This window comes from Pseudomonas sp. 06C 126 (assembly GCF_001855215.1).
GTDB classification, from domain to species: Bacteria; Pseudomonadota; Gammaproteobacteria; order Pseudomonadales; family Pseudomonadaceae; genus Aquipseudomonas; species Aquipseudomonas proteolytica.
The window spans coordinates 110,728-136,571 of record NZ_MIFU01000024.1 but is presented as its reverse complement, the minus strand read 5'-3'; the positions used below and the strand labels follow the sequence as shown (position 1 = coordinate 136,571).

At 61.6% G+C, this 25,844-nt stretch carries 22 protein-coding genes and 2 pseudogenes; 14 read left to right on the top strand and 10 right to left on the bottom strand.

Annotation, left to right across the window (positions count from 1 at the left end; translation table 11 throughout):
* Window positions 1–81: 81 nt before the first annotated feature.
* The 4 genes from BHC62_RS05290 to antA form a co-directional block, all read right to left on the bottom strand.
* Entirely contained in the window at window positions 82–1,485 is a 1,404-nt protein-coding gene (locus BHC62_RS05290) for an amino acid permease (RefSeq protein WP_070994419.1), read from the bottom strand.
* A gap of 71 nt (window positions 1,486–1,556) precedes the next feature.
* The gene (antC, locus tag BHC62_RS05285) at window positions 1,557–2,564 is read right to left on the bottom strand and encodes an anthranilate 1,2-dioxygenase electron transfer component AntC (RefSeq protein WP_029299909.1); all 1,008 of its coding nucleotides are present in this window, start codon (window positions 2,562–2,564) and stop codon (window positions 1,557–1,559) included.
* Between the two features lie 150 nt (window positions 2,565–2,714).
* Window positions 2,715–3,206, bottom strand: coding sequence for an anthranilate 1,2-dioxygenase small subunit (antB, locus tag BHC62_RS05280; RefSeq protein WP_029299908.1), 492 nt, complete (start codon window positions 3,204–3,206; stop codon window positions 2,715–2,717).
* Window positions 3,206–4,597 (bottom strand): anthranilate 1,2-dioxygenase large subunit, encoded by a 1,392-nt coding sequence (antA, locus tag BHC62_RS05275; RefSeq protein ID WP_070994418.1) that lies wholly within the window; start codon window positions 4,595–4,597, stop codon window positions 3,206–3,208. The genes antB and antA overlap by 1 nt, the downstream gene beginning before the upstream one ends.
* Window positions 4,598–4,906: 309 nt before the next feature.
* Here antA and BHC62_RS05270 point away from each other — a divergent pair, with 309 nt between their 5' ends.
* Window positions 4,907–5,908 (top strand): helix-turn-helix domain-containing protein, encoded by a 1,002-nt coding sequence (locus BHC62_RS05270; RefSeq protein WP_029299905.1) that lies wholly within the window; start codon window positions 4,907–4,909, stop codon window positions 5,906–5,908.
* Between the two features lie 133 nt (window positions 5,909–6,041).
* On the opposite strand, the gene BHC62_RS05265 is transcribed toward BHC62_RS05270, so the two are convergent.
* On the bottom strand, window positions 6,042–6,917 hold the full coding sequence (locus BHC62_RS05265; protein WP_029299903.1) for a LysR family transcriptional regulator: 876 nt from the start codon (window positions 6,915–6,917) through the stop codon (window positions 6,042–6,044).
* A gap of 114 nt (window positions 6,918–7,031) precedes the next feature.
* Here BHC62_RS05265 and BHC62_RS05260 point away from each other — a divergent pair, with 114 nt between their 5' ends.
* From BHC62_RS05260 to catA, 3 genes are read left to right on the top strand one after another with little or no spacing between them, the layout of a single operon-like run.
* On the top strand, window positions 7,032–8,159 hold the full coding sequence (locus tag BHC62_RS05260) for a muconate cycloisomerase family protein (protein ID WP_029299902.1): 1,128 nt from the start codon (window positions 7,032–7,034) through the stop codon (window positions 8,157–8,159).
* A gap of 13 nt (window positions 8,160–8,172) precedes the next feature.
* The gene (gene catC / locus BHC62_RS05255; protein ID WP_029299901.1) at window positions 8,173–8,463 is read left to right on the top strand and encodes a muconolactone Delta-isomerase; all 291 of its coding nucleotides are present in this window, start codon (window positions 8,173–8,175) and stop codon (window positions 8,461–8,463) included.
* A gap of 42 nt (window positions 8,464–8,505) precedes the next feature.
* Window positions 8,506–9,435 (top strand): catechol 1,2-dioxygenase, encoded by a 930-nt coding sequence (gene catA, locus BHC62_RS05250; protein WP_070994417.1) that lies wholly within the window; start codon window positions 8,506–8,508, stop codon window positions 9,433–9,435.
* 153 nt (window positions 9,436–9,588) lie between these two features.
* Here catA and BHC62_RS05245 read toward each other — a convergent pair whose 3' ends face one another.
* Entirely contained in the window at window positions 9,589–10,062 is a 474-nt protein-coding gene (locus tag BHC62_RS05245; protein WP_029299899.1) for an Lrp/AsnC family transcriptional regulator, read from the bottom strand.
* 143 nt (window positions 10,063–10,205) lie between these two features.
* Between BHC62_RS05245 and kynU the strand changes: the two genes are divergently transcribed.
* Together kynU and BHC62_RS05235 are read left to right on the top strand one after the other, a co-directional pair.
* The gene (gene kynU / locus BHC62_RS05240; protein ID WP_070994416.1) at window positions 10,206–11,456 is read left to right on the top strand and encodes a kynureninase; all 1,251 of its coding nucleotides are present in this window, start codon (window positions 10,206–10,208) and stop codon (window positions 11,454–11,456) included.
* Window positions 11,457–11,616: 160 nt separating this feature from the next.
* Complete coding sequence (locus BHC62_RS05235; RefSeq protein WP_070994415.1) at window positions 11,617–13,047, top strand: amino acid permease; 1,431 nt, start codon at window positions 11,617–11,619, stop codon at window positions 13,045–13,047.
* Here BHC62_RS05235 and BHC62_RS05230 read toward each other — a convergent pair.
* Window positions 13,044–13,973, bottom strand: a complete 930-nt coding sequence (locus BHC62_RS05230) for a LysR substrate-binding domain-containing protein (RefSeq protein WP_070994414.1) — start codon at window positions 13,971–13,973, stop codon at window positions 13,044–13,046. The two genes, BHC62_RS05235 and BHC62_RS05230, sit on opposite strands and share 4 nt — an antisense overlap.
* A 190-nt stretch (window positions 13,974–14,163) precedes the next feature.
* Between BHC62_RS05230 and BHC62_RS05225 the strand changes: the two genes are divergently transcribed.
* From BHC62_RS05225 to BHC62_RS05210, 4 genes are all read left to right on the top strand, one after another.
* The gene (locus BHC62_RS05225; protein WP_070994413.1) at window positions 14,164–14,928 is read left to right on the top strand and encodes a sulfite exporter TauE/SafE family protein; all 765 of its coding nucleotides are present in this window, start codon (window positions 14,164–14,166) and stop codon (window positions 14,926–14,928) included.
* Between the two features lie 122 nt (window positions 14,929–15,050).
* Window positions 15,051–15,641: an NAD(P)H-dependent oxidoreductase gene (locus tag BHC62_RS05220; protein WP_029299894.1), complete on the top strand. Its 591-nt coding sequence runs from the start codon at window positions 15,051–15,053 to the stop codon at window positions 15,639–15,641.
* Between the two features lie 41 nt (window positions 15,642–15,682).
* Window positions 15,683–16,579, top strand: a complete 897-nt coding sequence (locus BHC62_RS05215) for a LysR family transcriptional regulator (protein WP_029299893.1) — start codon at window positions 15,683–15,685, stop codon at window positions 16,577–16,579.
* A gap of 102 nt (window positions 16,580–16,681) precedes the next feature.
* Window positions 16,682–18,127 carry a SulP family inorganic anion transporter gene (locus BHC62_RS05210; protein ID WP_070994412.1) on the top strand — a complete coding sequence of 482 codons (1,446 nt, stop codon included), beginning with the start codon at window positions 16,682–16,684 and terminating at the stop codon, window positions 18,125–18,127.
* Window positions 18,128–18,450: 323 nt separating this feature from the next.
* Here BHC62_RS05210 and BHC62_RS05205 read toward each other — a convergent pair whose 3' ends face one another.
* On the bottom strand, window positions 18,451–18,834 hold the full coding sequence (locus BHC62_RS05205) for a lysozyme inhibitor LprI family protein (protein ID WP_070994411.1): 384 nt from the start codon (window positions 18,832–18,834) through the stop codon (window positions 18,451–18,453).
* Window positions 18,835–19,029: 195 nt separating this feature from the next.
* Here BHC62_RS05205 and BHC62_RS05200 point away from each other — a divergent pair, with 195 nt between their 5' ends.
* From BHC62_RS05200 to BHC62_RS05185, 4 genes are all read left to right on the top strand, one after another.
* Window positions 19,030–20,433, top strand: coding sequence for a gluconate:H+ symporter (locus BHC62_RS05200; protein WP_070994410.1), 1,404 nt, complete (start codon window positions 19,030–19,032; stop codon window positions 20,431–20,433).
* A 26-nt stretch (window positions 20,434–20,459) separates the two neighbouring features.
* Window positions 20,460–21,320 carry a MurR/RpiR family transcriptional regulator gene (locus BHC62_RS05195; RefSeq protein ID WP_070994409.1) on the top strand — a complete coding sequence of 287 codons (861 nt, stop codon included), beginning with the start codon at window positions 20,460–20,462 and terminating at the stop codon, window positions 21,318–21,320.
* A gap of 1 nt (window position 21,321) precedes the next feature.
* Window positions 21,322–22,776 (top strand): amidohydrolase family protein, encoded by a 1,455-nt coding sequence (locus BHC62_RS05190; protein WP_029299887.1) that lies wholly within the window; start codon window positions 21,322–21,324, stop codon window positions 22,774–22,776.
* Window positions 22,777–22,858: 82 nt separating this feature from the next.
* Window positions 22,859–23,227, top strand: a complete 369-nt coding sequence (locus BHC62_RS05185; RefSeq protein ID WP_029299885.1) for a glyoxalase superfamily protein — start codon at window positions 22,859–22,861, stop codon at window positions 23,225–23,227.
* A gap of 635 nt (window positions 23,228–23,862) precedes the next feature.
* Here the strand turns inward: BHC62_RS05185 and BHC62_RS29255 are convergent.
* Window positions 23,863–24,459: pseudogene (locus BHC62_RS29255) on the bottom strand (methyl-accepting chemotaxis protein); the annotation flags it as partial.
* Window positions 24,460–24,765: 306 nt separating this feature from the next.
* Window positions 24,766–25,782: pseudogene (locus tag BHC62_RS29250) on the bottom strand (methyl-accepting chemotaxis protein); the annotation flags it as partial.
* Window positions 25,783–25,844: the final 62 nt, after the last annotated feature.

Sequence of the window (25,844 nt, the reverse complement as noted above, 5' to 3'; positions counted from 1 at the left end):
GATGTTGACTGACCCACTGCTTTCGCGAGCAAGCCCGCTCCCACACAAGCCCGCTCCCAGATGAGCGGGCCCCTACACAGGTTACTGCGTGACAGCCACGGCCTTGGTCTTCTTGGAGCGCAACCAGTACGCCAGGAAGAGAACCCCTACCCACACCGGCATCGCATACACCGACGGGCGCATGTCCGGAATCGCCAGCATCACGCCCACGATCACCAGCATGAACGCCAGGCACAGGTAGTTGCTGAACGGGAACCAGAAGGTCTTGAACGACGGCACCACGCCTTGTTCGCCCATGGCCTTGCGGAACTTGATATGGGTCAGGCTGATCAGCGCCCAGTTGATCATCAGCGAGGCAACCACCAGCGCAAACAACAGCACCAGGGCATCCTTGGGCGCCACGTAGTTGATCACCACGCACAGCAGCGTCACCAGGGCCGAAATGCCCAGGGCACGCAGTGGCACGCCTTGCTTGTTGAGCTTCATCAGCGCCTTGGGCGCGTCGCCTTGCTCGGCCAGGCCGAACAGCATGCGGCTGTTGCAGTACACGCCGCTGTTGTACACCGACAGCGCCGCGGTCAGCACCACGAAGTTGAGGATGTGCGCCGCGGTGTCGTTACCGATCAGCGAGAAGATCTGCACGAACGGGCTGGCGCTGTAGGCATCGCCCGAGGCGCCGAGGGTTTGCAGCAGTTGATCCCATGGATACAGCGACAGCAGCACGGTGAGTGCGCCGACGTAGAAAATCAGGATCCGGTACACCACCTGGTTGATCGCCTTGGGGATCACTTTACGTGGCTCGCTGGCTTCGGCTGCGGTAATACCCACCAGCTCCAGGCCACCGAACGAGAACATGATGAAGGCCATGGCCATCAGCAGGCCCATGCCGCCATTGGGGAAGAAACCGCCGTGGTCCCACAGGTTGCTGATCGACGCCTGCGGGCCGCCGGTGCCGCTGAACAACAGGTAGCAGCCGAGCACGATCATGCCGATGATCGCTACCACCTTGATGATCGCGAACCAGAACTCGGTCTCACCGAAGAACTTCACGTTCAGGGTGTTGATCAGGTTCACCGCAATGAAGAACACCACGGCACTGACCCAGGTCGGTATTTCCGGCCACCAGAACTGGATGTACTTGCCCACCGCCGTCAATTCGGCCATGCCCACCAGCACATACAGCACCCAGTAGTTCCAGCCGGCGAGGAAGCCTGCGTAGCCGCCCCAGTATTTGTGGGCGAAGTGGCTGAAGGAGCCGGCGACCGGTTCCTCGACGATCATCTCGCCCAGCTGGCGCATGATCAGGAACGCGATAAACCCGGCTATCGCATAGCCCAGGATCATCGACGGCCCTGCCGACTTCAGCACCCCGGCCGAACCGAGGAACAAGCCCGTACCAATCGCCCCACCCAGGGCAATCAGCTGAATATGCCGGTTTTTCAGGCCACGCTTGAGGCCCACCGGGTTAACCATGTCATCCGCCATTAACATTCCCTTCTACTTGTTTTTTTCAGGGTTGATCCTGCACGCCAGACCCGCCCCTCACTGCTGAGGGGTCAGATATTACTCTCGGTAAACTTTTCGTAATACAGCTGAACGCCATCAAGTGCCTGTTCTTGCAGCCAGTTCTTGATGGATTCGACCATCGGAGGGGGGCCGCATACGTACATATCGGCCGATCTATCCCGCAATTCGGCCAGGTCGAAATGCTCGGTCAAATACCCGCGCTTGCCCAACCACTGCGGCGATGGGTCGCTGAGCACTTCGGTGTAGCGAAATCCCGGGATTGATTCGGCATAGGCCTGGATGCGCTGCGCTTCGCACAAGTCTTCAGCACCACGCACGCCGTAATACAAATGCACCGGTTGCTCGCAGCCGCGCTCGGCCAGTTCGTCCAGCATCCCCAGCAGCGCCGACAATCCGGTGCCGCCGGCAACCAGCACCAGTGGCTGGGTGACGTGGCGCAGATAAAACGCGCCCAGAGGTGCCTCCAGTTGCAGTTCATCGCCGACCTGGCAGCGTTCGCGGATGTAATTGCTCATCACCCCGTCCGGCAGCAGGCGGATCAGAAACTGCAAACGGTCGCCCGGACGGTTGGCGAAGGAGTACGAGCGCTGGCTATCGGTACCGGGAATCGACAGCCGGGCGTACTGGCCCGGCAGGAAATCCAGGCCCTGCTCAAGCTGCACCGACAAGATCGCCGTGCTGGCCGACACCTGTTGTACCTCGCACACCGTGGCGCGGACCTGCACCGGCCCCGGCGCATTGCACAGGCTTGAATCGAAATCGAAGTAAAACGCCGCGTCGGATTGCACCCGGGTCTGGCAACTGAGCATTTTGCGCTGTTGCAGGTCGAGGCTGGAAAGCGCCTCGTCGTCCACGTAATCCTGGCTGTAGTCGCCGGACTCGCAACGCCCCTGGCAAGTGCCACAGACACCTTCGCGGCAATCAAGGGGGATCTTGATCCCGTTGCGCAGCGCCGCGTCCAGCAAGATCTCGTTGGCGCCCACCGGGAAGAACAAGGTCTTGCCGTCGGCAAAACTGAAGGCCACTTTGTGATTCATCCACCGTTCTCCATGGATTGGGTAATACCTGTAGGAGCGAGCTTGCTCGCGAAAAAAGTTAACGATGGCGCGGGCATCCTGAATGCACGCGCAGCCCTTGGTTTTTTCGCGAGCAAGCTCGCTCCTACAGTTGAAGGGGGGACGTCAACGTCAGAGGTGGTAGAAATCCAGCACCGAGTTGATGGTGTCGTTGAGCAGCAGCGCATGCTTGCGCGTGATCAGCCAGCTGTCGCCATGGGGCTTGAGGCTATAGGTGGCGTGGCCATAGAACTGCTCCGACATCGCCAACCGATAAAACAGCGTGTGCCAGTTCAAGCGCACCTCCAGGCAGCCGTCTGCCAGCTCGGTAACCCGCACGTTGTTGATCAGGTGCAAGGTGCGCGGCATCGGTGTGGCGGACGCAGCCTTGCCGGTGCGCAGGCGGAACACCCGGTCTTCCAGGCCCGAACGGTTGGCGTAGTAGATCAGCGACATCTCGCGCTTGGGGTCGCGGGTATAGACGTGTTCCGAATCCCACTGCGGCAAATGGAACTCACTCTGCGGGTCAAACAACTGCACATAGGCATCCCAGTCCTGGGCGTCGCACAGCTCGGATTTGCGGTAGAAAAACTGCTCGATCTGGTACTGCAATTGCGCGTTCATCATTTCACCTCGTGCAGTTTCAGGGCTTGTGCGTCGAGACCGTCCAGCAGGAATGACTGCCAGTTGCGGTGCTGGTTGACGTACAGCCCTTCGTGGGTGAATTCGGTGCCGGTCATTGCAGGCTGGATTCCAATGGCTTCGCTGTTGGGCGTCGACCCGGTTTCCCAGCGGTGGCTGCCCCGGGAGATATCGCTCCAGCGTTCCAGGCGACCCTGGAAACCACGTTGGGCTTCGCGAAACTCCACCAGGTCATCCGGGGTGCCCATGCCGGACACGTTGAAGAAGTCTTCAAACTGGCGGATCCGGTTTTCGCGGTCGGCGTCGGACTCGTGCTTCACCCCCAGGCACTGGCTGATGATCTCGGTCTTGTTCCACGCCACCGGGCGGATGATGCGCAGTTGCGAGCTGATCTGGTCGAGGAAGAACAGGCTCGGGTAGACGTTCAGGTTGCGCAAGCGGTGCATCATCCACTCGGCCTTCTGCTGGCCGTGTTCTGCCACCAGGCGCGGCATGATGGTGGCGTAGCCGGAGCGCACACTGGGGTTGGGCATGTCGCTGAACAACACGCTGTGGCCGTTGTTGAAGGCAAACCAGCCGTCATCGGTGTTGGCATCGCCAGCGCCGAGCTTGCTGTAGTCCAGTGTGGTGCCCGAACCGGTGCCATTCTCGGTATTCACCTGCTGGCGATGCTGCACCGTGGCCACGTAGTTATAGTGCACGGTGCTGACGTGGTAGCCGTCCAGGCCGTTTTCGTTTTGCAGCTTCCAGTTGCCGTCGTAGGTATAGGCCGACTTGCCCGGCAGCACTTCCAGCTCACCGGTGGCGGACTGCGCGACCATCATGTCGAAGAACACTTTGGCGTCGCCGAGGAAGTCTTGCAGGCTGTCGGTGCCCTGCACGTCGAGGCTGATAAACACAAAACCCTTGTAGCTTTCGATGCGCGCCTTCTTCAGGCCGCGGGTGGCCTTGTCGAAACCTTCCGGGTATTCCCCCGGCGCCTTGACCTTCACCAGGCGGCCATCGCTCTTGTAGCACCAGGCGTGGAACGGGCAGGTGAAGGTGGACTGGTTGCCCTTGCCGACGCGGGTCAGGGTGGTGCCGCGATGCTGGCAGGCGTTGATCAGCGCATTGAGCTGGCCTTCACCGTCGCGGGTGATGATCATCGGCTGGCGCCCGGCGCGCATGGTCACGAAGTCATGGTTGTTGGCCAGTTCGCTTTCGTGGCAGGCGTAGATCCAGTTCTTTTCGAAGATCAGTTCCATCTCCAGGTCGAACAGCTCGGGCTCGGTAAACATGTCCCGGGCGATGCGGAACACGCCCTCGGCCGGACGAAAGTCCAGGCAGCTTTCGATAAATGTTTTCCACTGCTCGACGCTTCTTGCACCACTCATGGGAGGCACCTTTTATTGGGTAGCTAATCGGTGGTTCATTAGAGGCGGGCAGGGGGGCGGCCAGCTATCCGCTTAGTGGGGGAAGATGGGCCGCATAGTTGGGGCGCAAATACCCACTTCAGTGCAAGGGCATGCGGCAATGGGCTACTGTCTTGCCAGGCAATGGTCGCAAAAGCGGGCTTCTTATCCACTTAGTCGGCGGTCGTTATCCATTGAGTGGGTAAACCGCCTTCGTGGCGCAGAACTTGCCTTGATCCACCGGACGCGCCGTCAGAGCGCGCTGGCCACAACCGCCGTGAGTGCAACCTGATGAGTAGCCATACACGCGATATCCGTATTGAACGTTTCGACCTTGAAGGCGCCCGCAGTTGGATGTCGGGCATCTGCGGGCCCCATCGGCTGGAAACCACCACCCCGGAACGCCTGCGATTCCACCACAGTGCCAATGTGTTCAAGTCCCGCGCCACTACGCTGGGGGTAATTGAGTACGGCACCGACGTGACCATCGATATCGAAGACGCCGAACACTTCAGCAGCTACAGCCTGAGCCTGCCGCTGGTGGGCGAGCAGGAGCTGAGCAAGGGTGGCCAGCGCCTGATCTCCAACCGCGACCAGGGTGTGATCATTTCGCCCAATGAACACCAGGTGCTGGCGATCTCCGGCGATTGCCGCAAGCTGCAAGTGGTGATTACCCGCGCAGCAATGAGCGAAACCCTGGAGGGCCTGTTGCAGCGCCCGGTCGATGCGCCGCTGCGCTTTGAGTCGGTGATGGACGCGGTGCAGGGCGCCCCCGCAGCGTGGTGGCGCATGGCGCGGCACTTCATCGCGGAGCTGGAACACAGCAGCGAACTGTATGACCAGGCCGCCTTCACCCGTGACCTGGAAAGCTCGCTGATCAAGGGCCTGATCCTGGCCCAGCCGAACAACTACTCCGAAGAGCTGCGCGACGTGCTGGGGGTCAAGTTGCCCCATTATCTGCTCCGTGCCCGCCAGTACATTCACGCCAACGCCCGCGAAGCGCTGCACCTGGAAGACCTGGAGGCGGCCACCGGCGTGTCGCGGTTCAAGCTGTTTGATGCCTTTCGCAAATACTTTGCCCTGTCGCCCATGGCGTATTTGAAAAAGTACCGCCTGAGCGCGGTGCGCCAGGAAATTCTCGAACACGGGGCCACCCGCACCATTTCCGAGATTGCCCTGGGCTGGGGCTTTACCCACCTGGGAAGGTTTTCGGCGGAGTACCGCAAACTGTTCGACGAGTCCCCCAGCCAGACCTTGCAGCGCAACGATGCCCGACGCATGCGCGGTGCCTGAACACACCGCAAATCAAAATGTGGGAGCTGGCTTGCCTGCGATAGCGGTGGGTCAGCTAGTACATGCAGTGGCTGACCCACCGCTATCGCAGGCAAGCCAGCTCCTACATTGGATCAGTGGTGTTTGGGCGATTTCAGATCAGCTCTTCAACCAATTGCAGGCAATGACCCAACCCCGGCGATTGATCATTAATCCGCCGGCTGAGAATGATCGGCGACGTCGCGGTGGCCTCGACAATCGGCGTATAGCCGATATCCGCCCGATGCAGCATCTGCACCGAGGCCGGCACCAGCGTCACGCCCATGCCCGCGCCGACCAGGCCGATGGCGGTCTGCAATTCATTGGTCCATTGCGCCACCTTGATCGCCAAACCATGGGTGTCGAACAGTGCGATCACATGGTCGGCATAGCTGGGGCGCGGGTTGCCGGGGTAGAGCACCAGTGGCTCGGCGGCCAGTTGCGCGAGCGTTACCGGCGCGCCCAGCAGCGGGTGCCCGGCGGGCAACACTGCCACCAGCCGATCCTCCACCAGCACGCGCTGGACGATGGCTGGGTCATCAATGCGAATCCGCCCGAAGCCCACATCGATGCGTCCGGCCTTGAGCGCTTCGACCTGTTGCAGGGTCGTCATCTCCGCCAGCCCCAACTCCAGCTCCAGCGCGTCATGGCTGCGCAGGCGGCGAATCAGCTCTGGCAGCACGCCATACAGGGTCGAGGGGGCAAAACCGATGCCCAGCCAGGTCTTCTGCCCCAGGCCAATGCGCCGCGTGTTATCGCAGGTCTTGGCCAGTTGTTCCAACAGCACATTGGCGTGTTCATAGAAGTAGCGCCCGGCTTCGGTCAGCCGCAGTGGCCGGCCACGCTCCAACAGGACCACGCCCAACTCATCCTCCAATTGCTGGATCTGTCGGCTCAACGGCGGCTGGGCGATGTGCAGGCGTTCGGCGGCGCGGGTGAAATTCAGGGTTTCCCCCAGCACCTGGAAGTAACGCAAGTGGCGCAGTTCCATACGGGTTCCTCTCATACCTTGAGGGTATTGTTCGAGACCAATTCTATATTGGAAGCCAACAACAATGGGCGACAGAATCAGGCCAGACCTATAAAGAACCCAACGGGTATTGCCATGCCGATTTGCGCCATCGAGTCGATCGAAACCATCATCGTCGATCTCCCCACCATTCGCCCGCACAAGCTGGCGATGCACACCATGCAAAACCAGACCCTGGTGATCATTCGTGTGCGTTGCGCCGACGGCATCGAAGGCATTGGCGAGTCCACCACCATCGGTGGCCTGAGCTACGGCAACGAAAGCCCCGACAGCATCAAGACCAATATCGACCACCACTTCGCGCCGCTCTTGATCGGCCAGGACGCCAGCAATATCAACGCGGCGATGTTGCGCCTGGAGCGCAGCATCCGTGGCAACACCTTTGCCAAGTCCGGTATCGAAAGCGCCTTGCTCGATGCCCTCGGCAAGCGCCTGGGTTTGCCCGTCAGCGAACTGCTCGGCGGCCGCGTGCGCGATGCCTTGCCGGTGGCGTGGACCCTGGCCAGCGGCAACACCGCAAAAGACATCGAAGAGGCCGAGAAGATGCTCGACCTGCGCCGCCACCGCATCTTCAAGTTGAAGATCGGCGCCGGTGAAGTCAGCCAGGACCTGGCCCACGTGATCGCGATCAAAAAGGCCCTGGGCGAGCGCGCCAGCGTGCGGGTCGACGTCAACCAGGCCTGGGACGAAGCCGTGGCCCTGCGTGCCTGCAAGGTGCTGGGCGACAACGGTATCGACCTGATCGAACAGCCGATCTCGCGCAACAACCGTGGCGGCATGGCCCGGCTCAACCTGTCGAGCCCGGCGCCGATCATGGCGGACGAATCCATCGAATGTGTCGAAGATGCCTTCAACCTGGCCCGCGAAGGTGCGGCCTCGGTGTTCGCGCTGAAGATCGCGAAAAACGGCGGCCCGCGCGCAGTGTTGCGCACGGCGGCGATTGCCGAGGCGGCGGGGATCGGCCTGTATGGCGGCACCATGCTCGAAGGCGGGATCGGCACCCTGGCCTCGGCCCATGCGTTTCTCACCCTGAATAAACTGGCCTGGGACACTGAGTTGTTCGGGCCGTTGCTGCTCACCGAGGACATCCTCAGCGAGCCGCTGGTGTATCGCGATTTCCACCTGCATGTCTCGACCGCCCCGGGCCTGGGCCTGGCCATCGATGAGGAACGCCTGGCGTTCTTCCGTCGCGACAAACATTAAGAGGACGCCTGGGATGTTGTTTCACGTAAAAATGACCGTAAACCTGCCCGTCGACATGAACCCCGAGCGCGCGGCGGCCCTCAAGGCCGACGAAAAAGCCCTGGCCCAACGCCTGCAAGCGCAGGGCAAGTGGCGCCACCTGTGGCGTATCGCCGGGTTGTACGCCAACTACAGCGTGTTCGATGTCGACAGCGTGCAGGAACTGCATGACCTGCTGATGCAACTGCCGCTCTATCCCTACATGGCCATCGAAGTGAATGCCCTGTGCCGGCATCCGTCGTCGATCCATGAGGATGACCGCTGAGTCTGTCTAGCCACCTAATAATTACAAGATGAGGATTGCACCATGTCCATTCGACTGTCCCAGACTGCCCACGCCCAGCGCTTCCTCGAAGAAGCCAGCGGCAACCTCAATGACGCCGGCAACCCACGGGCCAAGGCACTGATCTACCGGATCCTGCGCGATACGGTGAATATCATCGAAGACCTGGAAGTGACCCCGGAAGAGTTCTGGAAGGCGGTCAACTACCTCAATGAGCTGGGCAAGAACCAGGAAGCCGGGTTGCTTGCCGCAGGCCTGGGCCTGGAGCATTACCTGGATATGTTGATGGACGCGGCCGACGAGGAAGCCGGCAAGTCCGGCGGTACCCCGCGCACCATCGAAGGGCCGCTGTACGTGGCCGGCGCGCCGCTGTCCAAGTACGAAGCGCGGCTGGACGACGGCCTGGATGCGGCGGTGCCGCTGTTCATGCGCGGGCAGGTGCGCGATGTCGACGGCAAGCCATTGGCCGGGGCGATTGTGGACGTGTGGCAGGCCAATACCGGCGGCACTTACTCCTGGTTCGACCCGACGCAATCGGAGTTCAACCTGCGTCGCCGGATCGAGACCGATGCCCAGGGCAACTACCGCTTTCGCAGCATCGTCCCGTCCGGCTACGGCTGCCCGCCGACCGGCCCGACCCAGCAGTTGCTCGACCAACTGGGCCGCCACGGCCAGCGGCCGGCGCATATCCACTTCTTCATCTCGGCACCGGGGCATCGGCACCTGACCACGCAGATCAACCTGTCGGATGATCCGTATCTGCACGATGACTTTGCCTATGCCACCCGGGATGAACTGATTGCCGAGATTCGTTTCAGCGAGGATCAGCAGCTGGCGCGTGAATTTGGCGTGGAGGGCAAGTTTGCGCAGATCGATTTTGACTTCGAACTACAGCCGGCGGCCGCGCCCGTAGAGCAAACACGCATGCAACGCGTGCGCGCCCTCGAAGACTGAATGCGGTAAAAATGTGGGAGCGGGCTTTTGTGGGAGCTGGCTTGCCTGCGATGAAGTCGCCTCGGTTTTACAGATAAACCGAGGTGTCCGTATCGCGGGCAAGCCCGGCTCCCACAAAGGCCCGCTCCCACATTGGTTTTGTGGTGGGGCTGGTTATTTGCGTACGACCAGGTCCAGCACCTCATCCCGATCCTTGATCTTCTGCAGCACGATCTCCGAGCGGATATCCATCACCCCCGCCGTGCGGTTCAGGTGGTTCACGATAAAGTCGGAGAAGTGCTTGAGGTTGCGCGCCTGCACCCGCAGCACATAGTTGCTGGCGCCGGTGATCACGTAGGCGCTGGCCACTTCCGGCCAGCCCTGGACCTTCTTGATAAAGGTCTCGTGCCAATCCTCCATATCCTGGCGCAATGACAGGTGGACGATGGCTTCCAGCTCGATCCCCAACTGCTCGGCATTGAGCACCGCGCGATAACCACTGATCACGCCCTCACTTTCCAGCAGGCGCAAACGGCGCAGGCAGGCGGATGGCGACAGGGCGACTTTCTCCGCCAGTTCCTGGTTGCTGATACGGCCATCCTGTTGCAGGAAATGCAGGAGGCGCAGGTCGGTGGCGTCGAGAATCATGCTTAGAATTAATCCGCGTATTTGGAGGTTAAATTCGAATTTCCTACGGCTTATTAAGCCAGTTGTAGCGCACTTTGCACGAAAATTCTGCAAATCTTCGTTCATTATTTGGTCCATCGTCACCTATAAAAACAGGACTTTCCATGACCAGCCGAAACCATTGCCAGACCCTCGACGCCCAGGACCCGCTGGCGCCACTGCGCGATCAATTCGCCCTGCCCGAAGGCGTGATCTACCTCGATGGCAACTCCCTCGGCGCGCGTCCGGTGGCAGCGCTGGAACGGGCGCAAGCGGTCATCGCCGAGGAGTGGGGCAACGGTTTGATCCGCAGCTGGAACAGCGCCGGCTGGGCCGACCTGTCCCAGCGCCTGGGCAATCGCCTGGCACCGCTGATCGGCGCGGGCGAGGCTGAAGTGGTGATTACCGATACCACCTCGATCAACCTGTTCAAAGTGCTCAGCGCAGCCTTGACCGTGCAGCGCCAACGCCAGCCGCAACGCAAAGTGATTGTCAGTGAAGCGAGCAACTTCCCCACCGACCTGTACATCGCCGAAGGCCTGGCCGCGCTGTTGCAACAGGGCTACTCCCTGCGCCTGGTGAACAGCCCCGAGGAACTGCCGCAAGCCATCGACCAGGACACGGCGGTGGTGATGATCACCCACGTCAACTACAAGACCGGCTACATGCACGACATGCAAGCGCTGACCGCGCTGAGCCATGAGTGCGGTGCGCTGGCGATCTGGGACCTGGCGCATTCGGCGGGCGCGGTGCCGATCGACCTGCACCAGGCCGGCGCCGACTACGCCATTGGCTGCACCTACAAATACCTCAACGGCGGCCCGGGTTCCCAGGCGTTTGTGTGGGTCAACCCAGCGCTGGTGGAGTTGGTGACACAGCCGCTGTCGGGCTGGTTCGGCCATAGCCGCCAGTTCGCCATGGAGTCCAACTACGTCGCAGGCAAGGGCATCACCCGCTACCTGTGCGGCACCCAGCCGATCACCTCGCTGGCGATGGTCGAGTGCGGCCTGGATATCTTCGCCCAGACCGACATGGCCAGCCTGCGCCGCAAATCCCTGGCGCTGACCGACCTGTTTATCGAGCTGGTGCAAAGCCGCTGCGCCGCCCATGAATTGACCCTGATTACCCCGCTCGAGCATGCCAAGCGCGGCAGTCATGTCAGCTTTGAACACCCGCAAGGCTACGCCATCGTCCAGGCGCTGATCGCCCGTGGCGTGATCGGTGATTACCGTGAGCCGAAAATCATGCGTTTTGGCTTTACCCCGCTGTACACCAGCTTTACCGAGGTGTGGGATGCGGTGGAAATCCTCGGCGAAATCCTCGACGGCAAAACCTGGGACCAGCCACAATTCAAAGTGCGCCACAGCGTCACCTGAGAACACCACAAAACCCATGTAGGAGCTTGGTCAGCGATGAAATCGCCTCGGTCTGACTCAATACCGAGGTGCCTGCATCGCAGGCAAGCCAGCTCCCACAGCCAGCTCCTACAGGTGCTTGGTCAGCAGTAACCATCACAATAATAAAGGGGCACGCCACGTGACCACGCCAGACAACGGCTTTGCAGCAATCACCAATCGCGAACTGGGCCTGCGGCGCCAGCTCACTTCCGGGCAGATGAGCATGATCGCCATCGGTGGCGCCATCGGTACCGGGTTGTTCATGGGCAGTGCCTACGCCATCGGTTATGCCGGGCCCAGCGTGCTGGTCAGCTACGCCATCGGTGCGTTGATCACCTTGTTGTTGATGGGCTGCCTGGCGGAGATGACGGTGGCCCATTCCACCTCCGGCTCCTTTGGCGCCTACGCCGAGTTCTATATCAGCCCATTGGCCGGCTTCCTGGTGCGCTACGCCTACTGGGCGGCGATTGTGCTGGCGGTGGGCGCCGAGGTCACGGCGGTGGCGATGTACATGAAGTACTGGTTCGCCAACGTGCCGGAATGGGTGTGGATCGTCTCGTTCTCCAGCGTGTTGATCGTGCTCAACGCCATCAGTGTGAAGACGTTCGGTAACTTCGAGTACTGGTTCTCGACGATCAAGATCAGCGCCATCGTCGGCTTCATCATCCTCGCGGTGTACGTGGTGTTCGGCTCTGGCAACCCGGATTACGGGGTGCAGAACTACACGGCCCACGGCGGGTTTTTCCCCAATGGCCTGAGCGGTATGTGGATTGCGGTGATTGTGTCGATCTTCAGCTACCTGAGCGTGGAGATGATCGCAGTGGCAGCGGGTGAAGCGGCTGATCCGGAGCAGGCGGTGAAAAAAGCCTTCCGCGCCACGATTGTGCGGCTGGTGGTGTTCTACCTGCTGACCCTGGCGTTGATGCTCGCCATCGTGCCGTGGAACCAGTCCGGGCAGAGCCAGAGCCCGTTTGTCACGGTGATGCAGACCATCGGCATTCCCGGCGCCACCGGGGTGATGAACTTTGTGATTTTGATTGCCGCGTTGTCGGCGATGAACAGCCAGCTCTACATCACCACGCGCATGATGTTCAGCCTGTCCCGTGGCGGCTTTGCGCCAAAATCCATGGGTGCCCTGAGCAAAAGCGGGATCCCGCTCAACGCCCTGTTGCTGTCCAGTTCGGGCATTGCCCTGGCGACCTTGTTGAACGTGGTGTACCCAGAAAGCTCCTTCACCCTGATGATGGCCATCTCGATGTTTGGTGCGATCTTCACCTGGTTCATGATCTTCCTCACGCACCTGTTCTTCCGCCGCTACCGCAAGCGTCACGGCGGGCCGAAGTTGTCCTTCCAACTGCGGTTGTTCCCCTACAGCACGCTGCTGGGGCTGGTGCTGATGGGCGCGGTGATGATCACCACGTTCTTCACCGAGGCGTTCAAGATGACCCTGGTGTTTGGCGTGCCGTTCCTGTTGATCCTGTCGGCGGTGTATTACGTGTTCTTCCGCAAGCGCCACGCAACCCCTGTAGGAGCGAGCGTGCTCGCGAAAAACCCGAGTACGCCACGTTAAACCTGCAAGCCCGCGTTATCGTTGACGACCTTCGCGGGCAAGCCCGCTCCTACCGTGAGTGCGTTCAGCAGGGCAGTGGCATAACCCGGCAACTGCTCGAACGAACGTGTGCACAACAGCAGTTTGCGACAGGCCCAGTCCTCTGTCAGGGGCTGGGCCTGCAATTGCTCGGCGTGGGGCCAGCGCAGCAACGCCGCCCGCGGCACAATCCCCAGCCCTGCGCCACGGGCGACCATGCGCATCACCCCATCAAAGCCGTCGGCGCGCACCCGGGTCTGCAAGCGAAAACCTGCGTGCAGTGCCTGTTCTTCCAGGTACACCGCCAACGCGCTGTTGGCCGCCAATCCCACATAGTCGTGGAACAGACTGTCGATAAAACTCACCGGCCCTGCCGTCAGCGGATGACCTATGGGCATGATCAGCACCAGCGGATCATCGCGAAATGCCCGGGTCTGTAAGCCGTGGGTGTCCACCGCGTCGGAAATTATCCCCAGGTCTGCCGCGCCCTGGCGCAAGGCGTGGGTGATGCGCAGGCTGGGCAGTTCCTGCAGGTCGATATCAAGGTTGGGGTGGGCGCAGAGAAAGTCCGCCAGCAACTCCGGCAGGTACTCACTGAGGGCGGTGGTGTTGCACAGCAGGCGCACCTGGCCTTTGACGCCGTTGGCGTACTCCGTTAGCTCTTGTTGCAGGCGCTCGGCCTGTTGCAACAACAGCCGAGCATGACGAGCCAGGGCGTTGCCAGCGGCGGTCGGGGTCACGCCGCGCCGGCCGCGCAGTAGGAAGGCGACGCCTGATGAGGCTTCCATCGCCCGGATGCGCGCACTGGCGGCGGCCAGGGACAAATGGCTGCGGGCGGCACCGGCTGTGATGTTGCCGGTGTCGAGGATGTGCAGGTAGAGGCGCAGGTCGGTCAGGTCAAAGTGCATGGCTGGAAATCCCGGGTGCCTGGAAGGGCCTCATCGCAGGCAAGCCAGCTCCCACATTTGAATGTGTTCACAAATCCAAATGTGGGAGCTGGCTTGCCTGCGATAGCGTTCTGAGCCTCACGCAAAACAAGAGGCTGCCTCAGTATATGGCGAATTTCCAACCTCTCGCCAAACCCGCACAATTCCCGCCATGACCACCTTCCTCGCGTTCTACCAAAACCTCGGCCCAGCCTTGACGCTGCTGGTGATCGGTACCTTCCTGCTGGCCGGCACCGTCAAGGGTGTGATCGGCCTTGGCCTGCCCACCGTCGCCATGGGCCTGCTCGGCCTGGCTATGCTGCCGGCGCAGGCTGCAGCCCTGCTGATCATCCCGTCTACCATCACCAACCTCTGGCAACTGGCCTTCGGTGGGCACTTGGGCGCCTTGAGCAAGCGCCTGTGGCCCATGCTCCTGCTGATTTTTCTCGGCACCGGGCTCGGTTCGCTGTGGCTGGGCATGGACGGTGGTGCATGGGTGGTGCGGGCATTGGGCGGGGCATTGCTGGTGTATGCGCTGTGCGGGTTGTTCCTGCCGGCGTTCAGCGTGCCGATCGGCACCGAACGCTGGCTGGGCCCGGTGTGTGGCCTGTTGACGGGGATCATCACCTCGGCCACTGGCGTGTTCGTGATCCCGGCCGTGCCGTACCTGCAGGCGCTGGGCTTGAACCGTGACCAACTGGTGCAGGCGCTGGGCCTGTCTTTCACTGTGTCTACCCTGGCCCTGGCGGCCGGGCTGTTCTGGCGCGACAACCTCGGTGCCGGCGAGTTGAATGCCTCGCTGCTGGCGCTGGTGCCGGCGCTGCTGGGCATGTGGCTGGGGCAAAAGCTGCGCCAGCGCATCAGTGGCGTGCTGTTCAAGCGTGTGTTTTTTATCGGCATGGCGGCACTGGGCGGGCACTTGCTGATTGGCGGCTAGCGCAATAATCAAATGATTACTCGTGCTTGAAGGTCAAAAGTGTTTTGCCGATCCGTGGCTTACTCACCCGAGGGGTTGCCCGTAGCCTGCGCTCATACATTTTCAACCTTCAGGTAACCCCCATGAAAAAAGTTCTGTTGCTCAACGGTGGTAAAAAATTCGCCCACTCGGACGGTCGCTACAACGACACCTTGCACGACGCCGCCCTGGCCGTGCTGGACCGTGGTGGTATCGACGTGAAAGTCACCCACATCGATGCCGGCTACGACGTTGCGCAAGAAGTTGCCAAGTTTCTCTGGGCCGACGTGATCATCTACCAGATGCCCGGCTGGTGGATGGGCGCGCCGTGGATCGTCAAGAAGTACATCGACGAAGTCTTCACCGAAGGCCACGGCAGCCTGTACGCCAGCGATGGCCGCACCCGTTCCGACGCGTCGCAGAAATACGGCAGTGGCGGCCTGATCCAGGGCAAGCAGTACATGTTGTCGCTGACCTGGAACGCGCCGCAGGCGGCCTTCGACGATCCGAGCGACTTCTTCGAAGCCAAGGGTGTGGATGCGGTGTATTTCCCGTTCCACAAGGCCAATCAGTTCCTTGGCATGAGTGGCCTGCCGACGTTCCTCTGTGTGGACGTGATGAAGCGCCCCTCCATCGAGGCTGATGTGCTGCGTTACGAGCAGCATCTGGCTCAGGTGTTTAACCTGCCCCGGTAATACGGCTAGTATCCACGCAGCCGTATTCACGAGGATTCACGTTGAAAGCCCGATCCGATGAGCTACAGATCTTCGTCTGCGTGATTGAATGCGGGTCGATTTCCGCCGCTGCCGAACAGGTCGGGCAGACGCCCTCGGCGGTCAGCCGCACCTTGTCACGGCTTGAAGCCAAGCTCGACACCACCCTGATCAACCGCACCACGCGGCGCATGGACCTGACCGAAGAGGGCAAGTATTTCTTCGAGCAGGCCAAGCTGATCCTGGCGCAGATGGAGGAGTTGGAAGAGCGCCTGTCGTCGCGGCAGAAAACCCCGTCCGGGCGCCTGCGGATCAACGCGGCGTCGCCGTTCATGCTGCATGCCATCGTGCCGTACGTCGCGGAGTTTCGCCGCCTGTACCCGGATATCCAGTTGGAGCTCAACAGCAACGACTTGATCATCGACCTGCTGGAGCAGAGCACCGATATTGCGATTCGCATCGGCACCCTGGCGGACTCGACCCTGCATGCCCGCTCCCTGGGCTGCAGCCCGCTGCATATCCTCGCCAGCCCCGCGTACCTTGCGCAACACGGTACGCCGAGCACGGTGGCCGAGTTGGCGGATCACACGTTGCTGGGCTTCACCCAGACCGAAACCCTCAACCACTGGCCGCTGCGCCATGTGCAGGGTGATCGTTGGCAGATCGAGCCGGGCATTGCCGCGTCCAGCGGTGAAACCCTGCGCCAGTTGGCGCTGGAAGGGCAGGGGATCGCCTGCCTGTCGCACTTCATGACCATCGAAGACATCAACGCCGGCCGCTTGCAGACGGTGCTCGCCCCGTTCAACAGTGGTTATCGCCAGCCGATCAATGCGGTGTACTACCGCAACTCGCAACTGGCCCTGCGTATCCAGTGCTTCCTCGACTTTATCCAGGAAAAACTGGCGCGCTACGCTTGTTGACCCGACTGTTCACCGGTGGCAAGCCCGCTCGCCACGGTGGTCCCCACTCATGTATTTGCGTACCATCGCCACCTCATTTCCCGCAATTCCCCCGGTAAACCCATGAAGCTCTCTCGTCTGCGTGCCGACGCCCTGGCCGGACTCACCACGTCTTTTGCCTTGCTGCCCGAATGCATCGCCTTTGCCCTGGTGGCCCACCTCAACCCGCTGATGGGGCTGTATGGCGCCTTTATCATCTGCACCTTGACCGCCTTGTTCGGCGGCCGGCCGGGGATGGTCTCGGGGGCGGCGGGGTCGATGGCGGTGGTGATCGTCGCGCTGGTGGTGCAGCACGGGGTGCAGTACTTGCTGGCGACAGTGCTGCTCGGCGGTTTGATCATGATTGCCTTCGGCCTGCTGCGCCTGGGCAAACTGGTGCGCATGGTGCCGCACCCGGTGATGCTCGGCTTCGTCAACGGCCTGGCGATCATCATTGCCCTGGCGCAACTGGAGCATTTCAAGAGCGGTGAGACCTGGCTCAGCGGCACGCCGTTGTACGTGATGAGCGGGCTGGTGGCCGCGACCATGGCCATCGTCTACCTGTTGCCGCGCCTGACCCGCGCGGTGCCGCCGGCGCTGGTGGCGATTCTCGGCGTGGGGCTGGCGGTGTACCTGCTGGGCTTGCCCACGCGCACCCTGGGCGACATGGCCCATATCGCCGGCGGCCTGCCGACCTTCGCGCTGCCGCAGATTCCCTGGACCCTGGAAACCCTCGGCATCATCGCGCCCTACGCGTTTTTGATGGCGATGGTGGGGCTGCTGGAAACCCTGCTGACCTTGAACCTCACCGATGAAATCACCGAGACCCGCGGCTACCCCGACCGTGAAAGCGTGGCCCTGGGCGCGGCGAATATGGTCAGTGGGGTGTTTGGCGGCATGGGCGGTTGCGCAATGATCGGGCAGACCGTGATCAACCTCAGCTCGGGCGGGCGCGGGCGCTTCTCCGGGGTGTTTGCCGGGGTGATGATCCTGCTGTTTATTTTGTTCCTGTCGCCGCTGATCGAGCGCATTCCCCTGGCGGCGCTGGTGGGGGTGATGTTCGTGGTGTCCCAGCAGACGTTTGCCTGGGCGTCGCTGCGGGTGATCAACAAAGTGCCGCTCAATGATGTGTTGGTGATCATGGCGGTGACGGTGATTACCGTCTTTACCGACCTGGCCACCGCGGTGCTGTGCGGGATTGTGATTGCCGCGCTCAACTTTGCCTGGCAGCAGGCCCGCGAGCTGTACGCCGATGAACACCTGGAGGCGGATGGCAGCAAGCTCTACCGGCTGCACGGTACGTTGTTTTTTGCCTCGACCACGCCGTTCCTGAACCAGTTCGACCCGGCCAACGACCCGGTCCAGGTCACGCTGGACTGCCGGCACCTGAGCTTTGTCGACTACTCCGCCATCGCGGCGTTGATGACCTTGCGCGAGCGCTATAGCAAGGCTGGCAAGCACCTGCGGGTGCTGCACTTGTCCGAGCGCTGCAAGAAACTGCTCAAGCGCGCGCGAGTGCAACACGACTGACCCCCCACCCTGTAGGAGCGAGCTTGCTCGCGAAAAACGTCAACGATAACGCGGGCCTTCTGGATACACGCGGCGCTCTCAGGTTTCTCGCGAGCAAGCTCGCTCCTACAGGTGCTCACGGCTTGCCGGCGATGGGGCCAGGAGATCGACGCAGGCTTATGGGCCGACGAGGTTTTCCAGTTCCTCGGCGCGGGTGCAACACGATTGATCCTCATACCCTGTAGGAGCGAGCTTGCTCGCGAAAAACGTCAACGATAACGCGGGGCTTCTGGACGCACGCGGCGCTCTCAGGTTTTTCGCGGGCAAGCCCGCTCCCACAGAGATCAAGGGACGACGAGGTTTTCCAGTTCTTCGGCGCGGGTCTGGGTCATGTCCAGTACACAGCCAGAGCCATTGACCTGGTCAATACTGCCGCCGGTCGCGGAGCCGGCGAAGGCGCAATTGGCATCGCGGTACTTGATCCACAGGCGCTGCACATCCTGCAATTGTTGCTTGCGCGGGCCTTGCTGGGCCTGCAGCGCGGTTTTGTAGGCGCTGTTCAGGCGCTTGTCCTGGACCTTGGTTTCCTGGGCGTTGCAGCCGACCATCGCGGCTGTGGTGTTGGCGCTGTCCATGCATTTTTGCAGGGCAGGGCTGCTGTCGGCGGCCATCGTGGTGCCGGATGAGGCCAGCAGTATTGCGCTGATGGCGAGGGTTCTACGGTTCATGACGGCATTCCTGAAGATGATTCGGTGTGCAACTTGAGACCGGGCACGGGCAGTCGAGTTTCCCTTACCCCCTGCAGCGCGCATGTAAGAACTGTCCCCTGATTTTCATCCCGGGTCTGCGGGCATGTCCCAAAGCGACAGCGCTTATCTGTGGGCGAAAATTACTTTCATAAAATTTGAAAACGCTCCTCGGTAATGATTTATGAGTTTCACAACCAATTCGACGTGACCCTTTCCGAGGAGTACCGCATGGCCACATCACCTGGCGTCTGGCTGTTGGCATACGCTGCCATCGCCATCATTGCATTGATCGTGCTGATTGCACGTTACCGGCTCAACCCGTTTATCGTCATCACCCTCGTGTCCATCGGCCTGGCGCTGCTGGCCGGGATGCCGGCGGATACGATCATGGGCTCTTACGAAGCGGGTGTCGGCAAGACCCTGGGGCATATCGCGCTGGTGGTGGCCCTGGGCACCATGCTCGGCAAGATGATGGCCGAATCCGGCGGCGCCGAGCAGGTGGCGCGAACCCTGATCAACCGCTTTGGCGAACGCAATGCCCATTGGGCCATGGTGTGCATTGCCTTCCTGGTGGGGCTGCCGCTGTTTTTCGAAGTCGGTTTTGTATTGCTGGTGCCGATTGCATTTACCGTGGCCCGGCGCGTGGGGGTGTCGATCCTGATGGTCGGCCTGCCGATGGTCGCCGGTCTGTCGGTGGTGCATGCGCTGGTGCCGCCGCACCCGGCGGCGATGATGGCGGTACTGGCGTATAACGCCTCCGTCGGGCAAACCGTGTTGTACGCGATTTTGATCGGCATCCCGACCGCGATCATCGCCGGGCCGGTGTACGCCAAGTTCATCGTGCCGCGCATTCACTTGCCTGCCGAGAACCCACTGGAGCGCCAGTTCATCGAGCGCGAACCACGCACCCGCCTGCCAAGTTTCGGCCTGACCATGGGTACCATCCTGTTGCCGGTGGTGCTGATGATGATCGGCGGGTGGGCCAACCTGATCTCCACGCCCGGCAGCGGCTTCAACCAGTTCCTGTTGTTTATCGGCAACTCGGTGATCGCCTTGTTGGTCGCGACGCTGGTCAGCTTCTGGACCCTGGGCCTGGCCCAGGGCTTCAACCGCGAGTCGATCCTCAAGTTCACCAACGAATGCCTGGCGCCGACCGCCAGCATCACCTTGCTGGTGGGCGCGGGCGGTGGTTTGAACCGGATCCTGGTGGACGCCGGCGTGACCCACGAGATCCTCGGCATGGCCAATGCCTTCAACCTGTCGCCGCTGGTGATGGGCTGGTTGTTCGCCGCGCTGATGCGCATTGCCACCGGCTCGGCCACTGTGGCCATGACCACCGCGTCCGGCGTTGTTGCGCCTGTGGCCCTGGGCCTGGGTTATCCACACCCGGAATTGCTGGTGCTGGCGACCGGTGCCGGCTCGGTGATTTTTTCCCACGTCAATGACGGCGGCTTCTGGCTGATCAAGGAATACTTCAATATGACGGTAATCCAGACCTTCAAGACCTGGACCGTGCTGGAGACTTTGATTTCGGTGGTCGCCTTCGGCCTGACCTACGGCCTGTCTCTTGTTTTATGAGCCTGATCCTGTAACCCGGAGACCCCATGGACATCCTCTACCAGATCCGCGCCCGCCAGGATTCCTTCAGCGCTGGAGAAGGGCGAATCGCCCGGCTGATGCTTGATGATGTGGGCTTCGCCGCATCCGCCAGCCTGGAAGAGTTGTCCCTGCGGGCCGAGGTCAGCACCGCCACCTTGTCGCGCTTTGCCCGCAGTGTCGGTTGCCGGGACCTGCGCGACCTGCGCCTGCAACTGGCCCAGGCCAGCGGCGTGGGCAGTCGTTTCCTCGACCCGGCGGGGCTGCCCGAGCAGTCGGCGTTTCATCGGCAGATCCTCGGTGATATCGAAGCGACCCTGCGCCAGCATCTGTCGGGCTTCAACCAGGCCGCTTTTGCCGATGCGGTGCACCTGCTGGGCAAGGCGCGGATGATCCATGCGTTTGGCATGGGCGGCCCGTCGAGCCTGTGCAGCGAAGAATTACAGGTGCGCCTGGTACGCCTGGGCTACCCGATTGCCGCATGCCGCGACCCGGTGATGATGCGGGTCACGGCCGCCACATTGAGTGCCGAACACGCATTGATTGTCTGCTCCCTGACCGGCCTCACGCCCGAACTGCTGGGCGTGGTGGAGCTGGCGCGCAACTATGGGGCACGGGTCGTCGCCATCACCCTGGCCGACTCACCGCTGGCGCAGTTGGCCGATGTACTGCTGCCGTTGCAACCGGCCGAAACCAGTTTTATCTACAAACCCACTGCGGCGCGCTACGGAATGCTGCTGGCCATTGACGTGCTTGCCACTGAGCTGGCGCTGGCCAGGCCGGACGACAACCAGGAACGCCTGCGCCGGATCAAGCTGGCCCTGGACGACTATCGCGGCGGCCCTGACAGCCTGCCGCTTGGAGATTGAGATGAAGTACCACACGTTGATCCGCCAGGCGCTGATCATTGATGGCAGCAACACGCCGGGGTATATCGCTGACGTGGGGCTGCGCGACGGGCGTATCGAGACGATCGGCGACTTGGCGGGCGCCCAGGGTGAGCATGAGATCGAGGCGAGTGGCCGCGTATTGGCGCCGGGATTTATCGACGTGCACACCCACGACGACACCGTGGTGATCCGCCAGCCGCAGATGTTGCCCAAGCTCAGCCAGGGCGTGACTACGGTGATTGTCGGCAACTGTGGCATCAGCGCCTCGCCGGTCAGCCTGCGCGGTGATCCGCCGGATCCGATGAACCTGCTGGGCAAGGCCGAGGCGTTTGTCTATCCGCGGTTTACCGATTACCGCGCCGCCGTGGAAAACGCCGAGCCGGCGCTCAACGTCGCCGCATTGGTCGGCCATACGGCATTGCGCAGCAACCATATGGACGACCTGCAGCGCAGCGCCACACCCACCGAAATCGCGTTGATGCGCGTGCAATTGCACGAGAGTCTTGAAGCCGGCGCCCTGGGCTTATCCACAGGCCTGGCCTACGCCAGCGCGTTCAACGCCGACACCGACGAAGTGCTGCAACTGAGTGAAGAACTGACCGCGTTTGGCGCGGTATACACCACCCATTTGCGCAGTGAATTCGAACCGGTGCTGGAGGCCATGGACGAGGCGTTCCTGATCGGCCGCCACGCCAAGGCGCCGGTGATCATCTCCCACCTCAAGTGCGCCGGCGCGGGCAACTGGGGGCGCAGTCCGCAATTGCTGGCGTCCCTGGAACAGGCCGCCAAGACCCATCCGGTGGGCTGCGATTGTTACCCCTATGCCGCCAGCTCCTCGACCCTGGACCTCAAGCAAGTGACCGATGCCTTCCGTATCACTATCACCTGGTCGACACCGCACCCGGAAATGGGCGGACAGGATCTGCAGGCTATCGCAGGCACGTGGGGGGTATCGCTGATGGATGCCGCGCGGCGCCTGCAACCGGCCGGCGCGGTGTATTACGGAATGGACGAGAGCGATGTGCAACGGATCCTCGCCCATCCCCTGTCGATGGTGGGTTCAGATGGCCTGCCGGAAGACCCGTTCCCTCATCCGCGTTTGTGGGGCGCCTTCCCACGGGTGCTCGGGCATTTCAGCCGCGACCTGGGCCTGTTTCCGCTGCATACCGCAGTACACAAAATGACCGGCCTGTCGGCCGCGCGGTTTGGCCTGGCCGGGCGCGGTGCAATCCGCGAAGGGTACTGGGCCGACCTGGTGCTGTTCGACCCGGTGCGGGTGCGCGATGTGGCCGACTTCAAGGACCCGCAACGGGCTGCCGAAGGGATAGATGGGGTGTGGATCAATGGCGTGCTGAGCTACCGCGACGGGCAGGCGAATGGTCAGCGGGCGGGGCGGTTTCTGGCGCGCAGCGGTGATTTGCGTGGGGGGTTCTGATTTCAAGGCTTGGTTTGAAGCCCGCTCGCCAGGGGTGGGGTGTTTGCTTATAGTGGCTGCTTCAAAACAGGGAGCCGTCGCCATGCAGTTAGGAACAGTCACCCCCATCTTGCGGACCTTCGACGAGGCCAAGACTGAGGAGTTTTATATCGGTTTCCTTGGCTTCAAGGTCGATTGGCAGCACCGCTTTGAAGATAATTTCCCGTTGTATCTGCAAGTGTCGTTCGGTGCCTGTGTACTGCACCTGTCCGAGCACCATGGTGATGCCTCACCGGGCGCCGCAGTGCGGATCCAGGCCGCGGGCCTGGACGCTTACCAGCAGCAATTGCAGGCCAAGGACTATCGCTTTGCCAAGCCACAAATCGAAGAAACACCCTGGGGCACGCGGGAGATGAGCATCAAGGATCCATTCGGCAATCGGCTGGTATTTGTCGAGGAAGGCCAGGCCTGATCGACAAATGGCAGGCAATAAAAAACCGCCTTTGCAGGGCGGTTTTTTATTGCAATCCCAGTTAGTGGCTGGGGTTGCTATCTCAAAAGGCGCAATCGACTCGCCGGGATATTAGCGCTGTTCATATCGGCCTGCAAGATTGAGCGATGATCGGTGCTGACGATTTCTGGAGCTTTTTTCGCGTCAATTCCAGCTGCAAAAGGCTGCAATAAATCTCCCGTCCAACACTGGATATTTGACCACTGTTGGTCACACCTTCGACCCAAATGTTGGTTAGGATCTCCTCCGTTCTGCGTTTGTCGCTTTTGAGTGAGTCGGGTGCGCGCGCGAATTCTGGACCGGCCGCCACGGGCTAGTAATCCGTGCCGGATTCATGCGGAAGGACCATTAGCCCGGCCACCTCAAGAGGCGCGATCGACTAGCGTCCAAAGGCTCACGTGTTCCGGTAAGTGCGCTGGAGGTAAGGCCCAACTTCAGGAGGGCCGAGTATGTCCAAGTTTGCACGACGTACGTGGGACCTCGTAGTGAATTGCCTGCGTGTTTATCACGTCTGGAAATTCCTGCGAGACAGCTTCGATGACCGTTAAGGCCTGAGAAGCGCAGCCGCCCCGGTTTTGGCCGGGGCGGTTTTTTGTTTACACCCGGAAATGGCTGACCATCTGCTGCAGCTGGCTGCCCAAGCGTGCCAACTCGACACTGGACTTGGCGGTCTCGTCGCTGGCGGTAGCGGTTTGCTCCGACACATCGCGCACATTGACGATGCTGCGGCTGATTTCTTCGGCCACGGCGCTTTGCTGTTCGGCGGCGGCGGCGATCTGCTGGTTCATCGACTGGATGTTCGACACCGTGCGGGTGATGTTCTCCAGGGAGACGCCAGCCTTGCGGGTCAATTCGACGCTGCTGTCGGTCAGGCTGCGGCTGTTGTTCATCACGTTGGCCACTTGCTGGGTACCGTTCTGCAAGCCGGCGACCAGGCCTTCGATCTCCTCGGTGGATTTCTGCGTGCGCTGGGCCAGGCCACGGACCTCGTCGGCCACCACGGCAAACCCACGCCCGGCTTCACCGGCACGGGCGGCTTCGATGGCGGCGTTGAGCGCCAGCAGGTTGGTCTGTTCGGCCACGGCCTTGATCACGTCCATCACGCTGCCGATCTTGTTGCTCTCTTGTTGCAGGTGCGCCATGGCGTCGGTGGAGCGCGCCACTTCATCGGCCAGGCGTTCGATCTGGGCGATGGCTTCGGCCACCACCTTGTCGCCTTCACGGGCCTGGCCATCGGCGGCGGAGGCGGCCTGGGACGCTTGTTCGGCGTTGCGCGCGACTTCCTGCACGGTGGCCGTCATCTCATGCATGGCCGTAGCCACTTGATCGGTCTCGATCTTCTGGCTGTTGACCCCGGCGCTGGTCTGTTCGGTCACGGCCGACAACTCTTCGGCGGCGCTGGCGATCTGGGTGACGCCGTCGCGAATACCGGAAATCAGCTCGCGCAAGGTAGTGCCCATGCGCTGGATGCCTTGTTGCAGCACGCCCAGTTCGTCACGGCGGGTTACCTGGATGTTGTGGCTCAGGTCGCCGGACGCGATGCGCTCGACCACGGCCAGGGTTTCCTGCAGTGGGCGGGTGATCTGTCGGGTGATGAGCAGCGCGGCGATAATCCCCACCAACAGGGCCAGCACGGTGCTGATCAGTTGCAGGCTGCGGGCCTGGGCGCTTTCTGCATCGCGGCGTTGCAGTTGGATGTCATACAGGGCTTCGCTGCGCGACACGATATCGGCGCCTTGCACGGTCATTTCCTGGCGGGCGAGGACGATATTGGCATTGGCTGCCTTGTAGGCCTGCACCGCGCTGCGATAGGCGCCAAAGGCGTTTTCCAGGGCGGTCAGTTCGGTTTGCTGGGATTGACCGAATACGTCCTTCAAGCCCTTGAGGCCATTGATCGCCGACTCGATTTGCGCGGCTGCGCGGGCTTCGGTTTGCGGGTTGACGTTGCCGGTATAGCCGCGCACTTCATAGCGGGCGATCTGGAACTCTTCCTTGGCGTGGTTGATCGCTTCGTACTGGGCGAAGCGCTCGCTGCTTTCGGGCATCTGGCGCACGCTGCGGTCCAGGGCGGCAATCACCAGGCCTGCGGCGTCGGCACGCTCACCCATGGTTTGGCGCGCTGCATTACCGTTGCGGTAGGCCTCGCGCATTTTGTTCAGCGACTGCCGGTAGGCGGTGATGGTGTCTTTCTGCTCGTTGAGCAGCTTGAGGTTTTCCGGGCTTTTGAAGCTGTTGATCAGCTGTTGTTGCTGCGCGGCAAAACTGTCGAGGCTGGCCTGGACATTCTGTGCCACTTCCTCGTCGCCGTTGGCCAGCATGTATTGCAGGCGCACGATGCGCAGCTTGGTCAGCGAAGCGTTGAGCTGGGTGATGTCGCTCATCCAGTTGCTGCGGTCGATCAGGTTGCCCAGGCTGGTCCAGCCCGTGAGCGCGAGGATCGAGGTGAGCACCAGCACCAGGCCGAAGCCCAGGCCCAGTTTCAAGTTGACGCTGATGTTGCCAAACCATGTATTCATCGAATTCCTCCAGGAACAGATTGCGTGTACATCAGTTGCTGGAAGGTCGCCCAGCCGATGGA

What these genes read in the sequence shown, in the direction of transcription:
- BHC62_RS05195 (WP_070994409.1), top strand. Translation starts at nt 20,460, where the DNA reads ATGGACATCCTCTACCAGATCCGCGCCCGCCAGGATTCCTTCAGCGCT.
- BHC62_RS05270 (WP_029299905.1), top strand. Translation starts at nt 4,907, where the DNA reads ATGAGTAGCCATACACGCGATATCCGTATTGAACGTTTCGACCTTGAA.
- BHC62_RS05185 (WP_029299885.1), top strand. Translation starts at nt 22,859, where the DNA reads ATGCAGTTAGGAACAGTCACCCCCATCTTGCGGACCTTCGACGAGGCC.
- BHC62_RS05210 (WP_070994412.1), top strand. Translation starts at nt 16,682, where the DNA reads ATGAAGCTCTCTCGTCTGCGTGCCGACGCCCTGGCCGGACTCACCACG.
- catC (WP_029299901.1), top strand. Translation starts at nt 8,173, where the DNA reads ATGTTGTTTCACGTAAAAATGACCGTAAACCTGCCCGTCGACATGAAC.
- antC (WP_029299909.1), bottom strand. Translation starts at nt 2,564, where the DNA reads ATGAATCACAAAGTGGCCTTCAGTTTTGCCGACGGCAAGACCTTGTTC.
- BHC62_RS05205 (WP_070994411.1), bottom strand. Translation starts at nt 18,834, where the DNA reads ATGAACCGTAGAACCCTCGCCATCAGCGCAATACTGCTGGCCTCATCC.
- kynU (WP_070994416.1), top strand. Translation starts at nt 10,206, where the DNA reads ATGACCAGCCGAAACCATTGCCAGACCCTCGACGCCCAGGACCCGCTG.
- BHC62_RS05190 (WP_029299887.1), top strand. Translation starts at nt 21,322, where the DNA reads ATGAAGTACCACACGTTGATCCGCCAGGCGCTGATCATTGATGGCAGC.
- catA (WP_070994417.1), top strand. Translation starts at nt 8,506, where the DNA reads ATGTCCATTCGACTGTCCCAGACTGCCCACGCCCAGCGCTTCCTCGAA.
- BHC62_RS05230 (WP_070994414.1), bottom strand. Translation starts at nt 13,973, where the DNA reads ATGCACTTTGACCTGACCGACCTGCGCCTCTACCTGCACATCCTCGAC.
- BHC62_RS05220 (WP_029299894.1), top strand. Translation starts at nt 15,051, where the DNA reads ATGAAAAAAGTTCTGTTGCTCAACGGTGGTAAAAAATTCGCCCACTCG.
- BHC62_RS05245 (WP_029299899.1), bottom strand. Translation starts at nt 10,062, where the DNA reads ATGATTCTCGACGCCACCGACCTGCGCCTCCTGCATTTCCTGCAACAG.
- antB (WP_029299908.1), bottom strand. Translation starts at nt 3,206, where the DNA reads ATGAACGCGCAATTGCAGTACCAGATCGAGCAGTTTTTCTACCGCAAA.
- BHC62_RS05200 (WP_070994410.1), top strand. Translation starts at nt 19,030, where the DNA reads ATGATTTATGAGTTTCACAACCAATTCGACGTGACCCTTTCCGAGGAG.
- BHC62_RS05225 (WP_070994413.1), top strand. Translation starts at nt 14,164, where the DNA reads ATGACCACCTTCCTCGCGTTCTACCAAAACCTCGGCCCAGCCTTGACG.
- BHC62_RS05290 (WP_070994419.1), bottom strand. Translation starts at nt 1,485, where the DNA reads ATGGCGGATGACATGGTTAACCCGGTGGGCCTCAAGCGTGGCCTGAAA.
- BHC62_RS05265 (WP_029299903.1), bottom strand. Translation starts at nt 6,917, where the DNA reads ATGGAACTGCGCCACTTGCGTTACTTCCAGGTGCTGGGGGAAACCCTG.
- antA (WP_070994418.1), bottom strand. Translation starts at nt 4,597, where the DNA reads ATGAGTGGTGCAAGAAGCGTCGAGCAGTGGAAAACATTTATCGAAAGC.
- BHC62_RS05260 (WP_029299902.1), top strand. Translation starts at nt 7,032, where the DNA reads ATGCCGATTTGCGCCATCGAGTCGATCGAAACCATCATCGTCGATCTC.